Origin of the sequence: Hydrogenophaga sp. (assembly GCF_031426985.1) — a bacterium.
GTDB lineage: Bacteria > Pseudomonadota > Gammaproteobacteria > Burkholderiales > Burkholderiaceae_C > Hydrogenophaga.
Genome location: NZ_JASJOY010000098.1, coordinates 1 through 6,726 on the forward strand (window position 1 = coordinate 1; position 6,726 = coordinate 6,726).

Below are 6,726 nucleotides of genomic sequence, written 5' to 3' on the forward strand. Positions count from 1 at the left end.
TCGCTGCCCCCCGAGGGGGCTGGGCCTGCCTTGGGGCGGCCCGGCGGCTGGCCCGCAGACCCCCACGCTCCACCGCTGCGCGGGTCGCTGCCCCCCGAGGGGGTTGGGCCTGCCTTGGGGCGGCCCGGCGGCTGGCCCGCAGACCCCCACGCTCCACCGCTGCGCGGCTCGCTGCCCCCCGAGGGGGCTGGGCCTGCCTTGGGGCGGCCCGACGGCTGGCCCGCAGACCCCCACGCTCCACCGCTGCGCGGCTCGCTGCCCTGTCCCTCGGACTGGACCTTCGAGCTGATCGAGACCTACCACGCCGAAATCGCACGCGTGGCCCGGCAACACGGGCTGGACACCTACCCGGTGCAGCTGGAGGTGATCACGGCCGAGCAGATGATCGATGCCTATGCCTCGGTGGGCATGCCGGTGAACTACCGCCACTGGTCGTTCGGCAAGCAGTTCATCGCCACCGAGAAGAACTACCGGCGCGGCCACATGGGCCTGGCCTACGAGATCGTGATCAATTCCGATCCCTGCATCGCCTACCTGATGGAAGAGAACACCATGACCATGCAGGCGCTGGTGATGGCCCATGCCTGCTACGGCCACAACTCCTTCTTCAAGGGCAACTACCTGTTCCGCATGTGGACCGATGCCTCGTCGATCATCGATTACCTGGTCTATGCGCGCGACTACGTCAACGAGTGCGAGGAACTGCACGGCGAAGAGGCGGTGGAGCGCTTGATCGACGCCTGCCACGCGCTGATGAGCCACGGCGTGGACCGCTACCGGCGCTCGCAGAAACCGTCGCTGGCCGAGGAAGAAGCGCGGCGCAAGGACCGCATCGCCTACCTGCAGCAGCAGGTCAACGACCTCTGGCGCACCCTGCCCCGGAGCACCGACAAGCCGGTGGAGAAGACCAGCCGCCGCTTCCCGGTCGAACCCGAGGAGAACCTGCTGTACTTCATTGAAAAGCACGCGCCGCTGCTCGAACCCTGGCAGCGCGAGGTGGTGCGCATCGTGCGCAAGATCGCGCAGTACTTCTACCCGCAGCGCCAGACCCAGGTGATGAACGAGGGCTGGGCCACGTTCTGGCACTACACCCTGCTCAACACGCTCTACGACGAAGGGCGCCTCACCGATGGTTTCATGATCGAGTTCCTGCGCTCCCACACCAACGTGGTGCACCAGCTGCCGGTCACCCATCCCGCCTACAGCGGCGTCAACCCCTACGCGCTGGGGTTTTCGATGTTCAGCGACCTCCGGCGCATTTGTGAGGCACCCACCGAGGAAGACCGGCGCTGGTTCCCCGACATCGCGGGCTCGGACTGGCACGCGACGCTGGACCACGCCATGCGGCACTACCGGGACGAGAGCTTCATCGGCCAGTTCCTGTCGCCGCGGCTGATGCGCGAGATGCGGCTGTTTGCGGTGGTCGACGATGCGCAGCGCGCCGACCTGGAGGTGTCGGCCATCCACGACGACGCCGGCTACCTGCGGGTGCGCGAGGCCCTGGCCCGCCAGCACGACCTGAGCGAACGCGAACCCAACATCCAGGTCTGGAACGTGGACCTGCGGGGCGACCGCTCATTGACCCTGCGTCACACCCGCCAGCACGACCGGCCGCTGCACGACGGCTGCCTGGAGGTGCTCAAGCACGTGGCCTGGCTCTGGGGCTTCGCGGTCCGGCTCGAAAGCGTGGACCGCCACGGCAAGGTGGTGCAGCACTGGGACCTGGAGCCGCCGGTCACTTCCCCGTGAGCTTGGCCTTGAGCTTGGTGATGCCGATGAAGTCCATGATGATCTTTTCGTAGATCGGCTCGGACGTGCCTTTCTCCATCTTGCGCATGAAGTACTTTTCAAACGCGACCTTGGCCAGGTGCACCCACTTGCCTTCGCTGAACCAGCTCACGTTGCGCGGCGGGATCTGCGGCAGCGCGACGAAGGCGGCGCCGGTGTCGCCGAAGTCGGCCAGGCAGATGGTGTTCCAGGTCGCGTGGTGCGAGGGTTGCTGGCCGTCCAGCAGTTCGCGGATGTTGTGCGCCGTGGCCGTGACCATGGACTCGATCATGTAGCCCGTCTTGGGCGTGCCGCAGGGGATGGGGGTGGCTTCCACCGGCGGGATGGCCACGCACACGCCCACGCTGAAGATGTTCTTGAACTTGGGGTTGCGCTGGTGTTCGTCGATGGTGATGAAGCCGCGCGGGTTGGTCAGGCCTTCGATGCCGAACACCGCGTCCACGCCCTTGAAGGCCGGCAGCATCATGCTGTGCTTGAACGGCAGCACGTGTTCCTTGATCGGCTGGCCCTGGTCGTTGTGCTCGGTCACGAACATCTGGCCGGCCTCGACCTTGGTGGTCTTGGCGTTGCAGATCCACTTGATGTGGCGCTGGCGCATGGCCGATTCGAGCATGCCCTTGGAATCGCCCACGCCGCCCAGGCCGAGGTGGCCGATGTAGGGCTCGGAGGTCACGAAGGTCATGGGCACCTTGTCGCGGATCTTGCGCTTGCGCAGGTCGGTGTCCATGATCATGGCGAACTCGTAGGCCGGGCCGAAGCACGACGCGCCCTGCACCGCACCGACCACGATCGGACCCGGGGCTTGGACGAAGCTGTCCCAGGCGGTCTTGGTGGTCTCGGCGTGGCTCACATGGCAGATCGACTGCGTGTGGCCGCCGTGCGGGCCCAGGCCTTCGACTTCGTCAAACGCCAGCTTGGGGCCGGTGGCGATCACCAGGTAGTCGTAGTCCACCCGGCTGCCGTCTTCCATCTCGACCTGGTTGGCGTCGGGGTGCACGCGCCTGGCGCGCTGGATGATGGCTTCGATGCCCTTGCGCTTGAGCGCGGGGGCGATGTCGACCTCGATGTCCTGGCGCTTGCGCCAGTCCACCGCCACCCAGGGGTTGGACGGCACAAAGTGGAACTTGGGCGCGTCGCTGATGACGGTGACCGTGTCGCCGGCGCGGGCCAGCGCCTTCATTTCGTACGCCATGGGCATGCCGCCGATGCCGGCGCCCAGGATGACGATGTGTGCCATGAGAGTCTCCAGTGGTGGTTTTGGATGACCCGATCATGTATGCCCCTGGGGGTATATGAATTGATATAAATCAAACCCGGACCGAGGGGAAACCCGGCCCGGCGGCGGCCGGGTCAGATCCCCAGCGCGCGCAGGTCCAGCCGGCCGCCGTGCACCGGTGGGCACCAGAAGTAGGCGCCGGTTTCCGGTTCGGTGAAGGTGAACAGGGCATCGGTGATGCCGTCTTCGGCGCCCGACATGCGGCGCAGCTGGGCTTCGAACGCCTCGAAGGAGTGGCCGAAGGCGGCGAACACCAGGCCGCCTTCGTTGCCCTCGGCCCAGGGCATGGAGCGGCGCAGCACAAAGGCCTCGGGGTCGAAGTTTTCCTGCGCAGTGCGCTTGACGTGGGCCGATGCGGGGGCGTCGTCGAGTTCTTCGTTGCTGTCGCGCTCGCGGCCGATGGTGTGGTCCTGCTGCTGCCTGGGCATGGCCTCGAAGCGGCTCATGTGGTGGCACCAGCGCTGCACCGCCACGAAGCTGCTGCCGGCCAGGGGGCCTGCGCTCTCGGGCAGCAGGGCCACGGTCAGCGCCCCGTCGCCTTGCGGGTTTTCGGTGCCGTCTTCGTAGCCGGTCAGGTCCTTGCCGTGGTCGTGGCTGAAGGCGTCGGTGATGTCGGTCACGTCAAAGGCCGGGGCCAGCAGCGTTTCCAGGTGGCGGCTGCGGATCAGCAGGTCGCCCCGGTCGGTGCCGCGTAGCCAGATCAGCAGGTCGGTGGGGGTGGCGGGCAGCTTGATGCGCGCGCCGTCGATGCCACAGAAGGTCTTGAGGCCGGGGATCTGTGCGCCGAGCTCGCGCACCAGCGAAAGGCCCAGGCCCACCACGGTGGCCTGGCCATCGGCCTGCTCGGCCAGGCGCTGGATCACGGTGCGCGGGTCGGCCCCCACACGCAGCTGGCAGGTGAGGTAACGGCCGTGGGCGGGAATGGGTTCGAGAATGCCCGGCTGGGCGAGGTGGGCGAGGCTCATCGGGGGCTCCGGTCGAAGGTGGTCGCCCCGGGCGACGATGCCCTGGGGTATGTCCAACCGAATTTACCAGCCGGTCCGCGCCGGGGAAGCGACCCGGATCAGGTCGCCGCTTCGAGCCCGTTGCGGAAGTGTTCCTGCATGCGCTGGCGCGTCAGATCGGGGTGGCGGGCGAGCAGGGCGGCCATCACCGCCCGGTGTTCGGCCAGCGATTCGTCGATGCGCCCGGTCTTGAACAGCGAGTTGTGGCGGTTGAGTTTCATGACCTTGCGCAGGTCGGCCACCATCTGCTGGCGCCAGCGGTTGTCGGCCATTTCCAGCAGGCGCATGTGGAACCGCTCGTTGACGGCGAAGAAGCGGTCCCGGTCACCGATGGCGGCTTCCAGTTCGGCGTGCAGCGCCTGCAGTTCGGCGCGCTGGGCGTCGCTGGCGCGCTCGGCGACCACGCCGGCGGCGTCGGATTCGAGCAGCGAGAGCAGGTGGTAGACGTCGGCCAGGTCCTTGTCGGACACTTCGGTCACGTAGGCACCGCGACGCACCTTCATGGTCACCAGACCCTCGGCCGCCAGCACCTTCAGCGCCTCGCGCAGGGGGGTGCGGCTGATGCCGTACTCCTCGGCCAGTTTGAGCTCGTCGATCCAGCTGCCCGGTTCCAGCTCGCGGTTGAAGATGCGCTGGCGCAGCAGCTCAGCGACTTCTTCGTACAGGGCGCGGGGGGCGAGGGAGAGGGCGGACATGAAGGTGGGGGGTGACAGCGGGTCTGGATTGTAAGCCCGCTGGAATATTTTGCATCAATAATTATGAATGATGTAAACTCGACAGGCTGTTCTGTTGCATCCCCACACCGCGTTGGAAGCCCGCTGCCATGAGTCAGAAACCCTCCGAATTCGCCCCCGCCACCCTCGAAGCCTGGACCAAAGCGGCCCAGAAGTCCGCCCCGGGCGGCGATGTGAACGCGCTGAACTGGGTCACGCCCGACGGCATCAGCGTCAAGCCGCTGTACACGGCCGAAGACACCAAAGACCTGCCGTACGCCAACACGCTGCCGGGTTTCGAGCCCTTCATCCGCGGCCCGCAGGCCACCATGTATGCGGTGCGCCCCTGGACCATCCGCCAGTACGCCGGTTTCTCCACCGCCGAAGAGTCCAACGCCTTCTACCGCAAGGCGCTGGCCGCCGGCGGCCAGGGTGTGTCGGTCGCGTTCGACCTGGCCACCCACCGCGGCTACGACTCGGACCATCCCCGTGTGACGGGCGACGTCGGCAAGGCCGGCGTGGCGATCGACTCGGTCGAGGACATGAAGATCCTCTTCAACGAGATCCCATTGGACAAGGTCAGTGTCTCGATGACCATGAACGGCGCCGTGCTGCCGGTGCTGGCCGGCTACGTGGTCGCAGCCGAAGAGCAGGGCGTGAGCCAGGACAAGCTGAGCGGAACCATCCAGAACGACATCCTCAAGGAGTTCATGGTCCGCAACACATATATCTACCCGCCCGAGCCGTCGATGAAGATCATCGGCGACATCATCGAGTACACGGCCAAGAACATGCCGAAGTTCAACTCGATCTCGATCTCGGGGTACCACATGCAGGAAGCCGGCGCCAACCAGGCGCTGGAGATGGCCTTCACCCTGGCCGACGGCAAGGAGTACGTGAAGACCGCCACCGCCAAGGGCATGGACGTGGACGATTTCGCCGGTCGCCTGAGCTTCTTCTGGGCGGTGGGCATGAACTTCTATCTGGAGATCGCCAAGATGCGCGCGGCGCGCCTCTTGTGGACCCGGATCATGAAGGGCTTCAACGCCAAGAACCCCAAGAGCCTGATGCTGCGCACGCACAGCCAGACCTCGGGCTGGTCGCTGACCGAGCAGGACCCCTACAACAACGTGGTGCGTACCACCATCGAGGCCATGGCGGCGGTCTTTGGCGGCACGCAGAGCCTGCACACCAACAGCTTTGACGAAGCGATCGCGCTGCCGACCGAGTTCAGCGCCCGCATCGCGCGCAACACCCAGCTCATCATCCAGGAAGAGACCCACATCACCAACGTGGTCGACCCCTGGGCGGGCTCGTACATGATGGAGTCGCTGACGCAGGAAATGGCCGACAAGGCCTGGGCCATCATCGAAGAGGTCGACGCCATGGGCGGCATGACCAAGGCGGTGGACTCGGGCTGGGCCAAGCTCAAGATCGAAGCCGCCGCGGCCGAGAAGCAGGCGCGCATCGACAGCGGCAAAGACGTGATCGTCGGCGTCAACAAGTACAAGCTGGCCAAGGAAGACCCGATCGACATCCTGGACGTGGACAACGTCAAGGTGCGCGACGGCCAGATCCAGCGCCTGCAGGCCATCAAGGCCAGCCGCGACAATGCCGCTGTTCAGGCCGCGCTGGATGCGCTGACCGCCGCCGCCGAGAGTGGTCATGGCAACCTGCTGGATCTGGCGATCAAGGCCATCCGCCTGCGCGCCACGGTGGGCGAGGTGTCCGACGCACTGGAAAAGATCTACGGGCGCCACCGCGCCGATACGCAAAAGGTGACCGGGGTGTACGCCGCCGCATACGACAGCGCCGAAGGCTGGGAACAGCTCAAGAAAGAGATCGCCGACTTCGCGACCGAGCAGGGCCGCCGCCCGCGCGTGATGATCGCCAAGCTCGGCCAGGACGGCCACGACCGCGGCGCCAAGGTGGTGGCCACGGCCTT

Annotated in this window: 5 protein-coding genes; 2 read left to right on the forward strand and 3 right to left on the reverse strand. The window is 66.4% G+C overall.

Translation table 11 applies throughout. The annotated features are described in order from the left end of the window. Nucleotides 1-114: 114 nt before the first annotated feature. Nucleotides 115-1,749 (forward strand): SpoVR family protein, encoded by a 1,635-nt coding sequence (locus RMP09_RS12865; RefSeq protein WP_409559725.1) that lies wholly within the window; start codon nucleotides 115-117, stop codon nucleotides 1,747-1,749. Here the strand turns inward: RMP09_RS12865 and RMP09_RS12870 are convergent. The 3 genes from RMP09_RS12870 to RMP09_RS12880 all read right to left on the reverse strand — a co-directional run bounded on the left by RMP09_RS12870 (nucleotide 1,736) and on the right by RMP09_RS12880 (nucleotide 4,763). Next, a complete protein-coding gene (locus RMP09_RS12870) occupies nucleotides 1,736-3,025 on the reverse strand; it encodes an FAD/NAD(P)-binding oxidoreductase (protein ID WP_310566372.1) in 1,290 nt (429 codons plus the stop codon). The two genes, RMP09_RS12865 and RMP09_RS12870, sit on opposite strands and share 14 nt — an antisense overlap. Nucleotides 3,026-3,138: 113 nt before the next feature. Continuing rightward, a complete protein-coding gene (locus tag RMP09_RS12875; protein WP_310566373.1) occupies nucleotides 3,139-4,029 on the reverse strand; it encodes a Dyp-type peroxidase in 891 nt (296 codons plus the stop codon). Nucleotides 4,030-4,127: 98 nt separating this feature from the next. Further along, nucleotides 4,128-4,763: a GntR family transcriptional regulator gene (locus RMP09_RS12880; protein ID WP_310566374.1), complete on the reverse strand. Its 636-nt coding sequence runs from the start codon at nucleotides 4,761-4,763 to the stop codon at nucleotides 4,128-4,130. A gap of 128 nt (nucleotides 4,764-4,891) precedes the next feature. Between RMP09_RS12880 and scpA the strand changes: the two genes are divergently transcribed. Next, a partial coding sequence (gene scpA, locus RMP09_RS12885) for a methylmalonyl-CoA mutase (protein ID WP_310566375.1) occupies nucleotides 4,892-6,726 on the forward strand: 1,835 nt, incomplete at its 3' end.

Excerpts from the sequence above, each read along its gene's own strand:
- RMP09_RS12870 (WP_310566372.1), bottom strand. The coding sequence starts at position 3,025 with ATGGCACACATCGTCATCCTGGGCGCCGGCATCGGCGGCATGCCCATG.
- RMP09_RS12880 (WP_310566374.1), bottom strand. The coding sequence starts at position 4,763 with ATGTCCGCCCTCTCCCTCGCCCCCCGCGCCCTGTACGAAGAAGTCGCT.
- RMP09_RS12875 (WP_310566373.1), bottom strand. The coding sequence starts at position 4,029 with ATGAGCCTCGCCCACCTCGCCCAGCCGGGCATTCTCGAACCCATTCCC.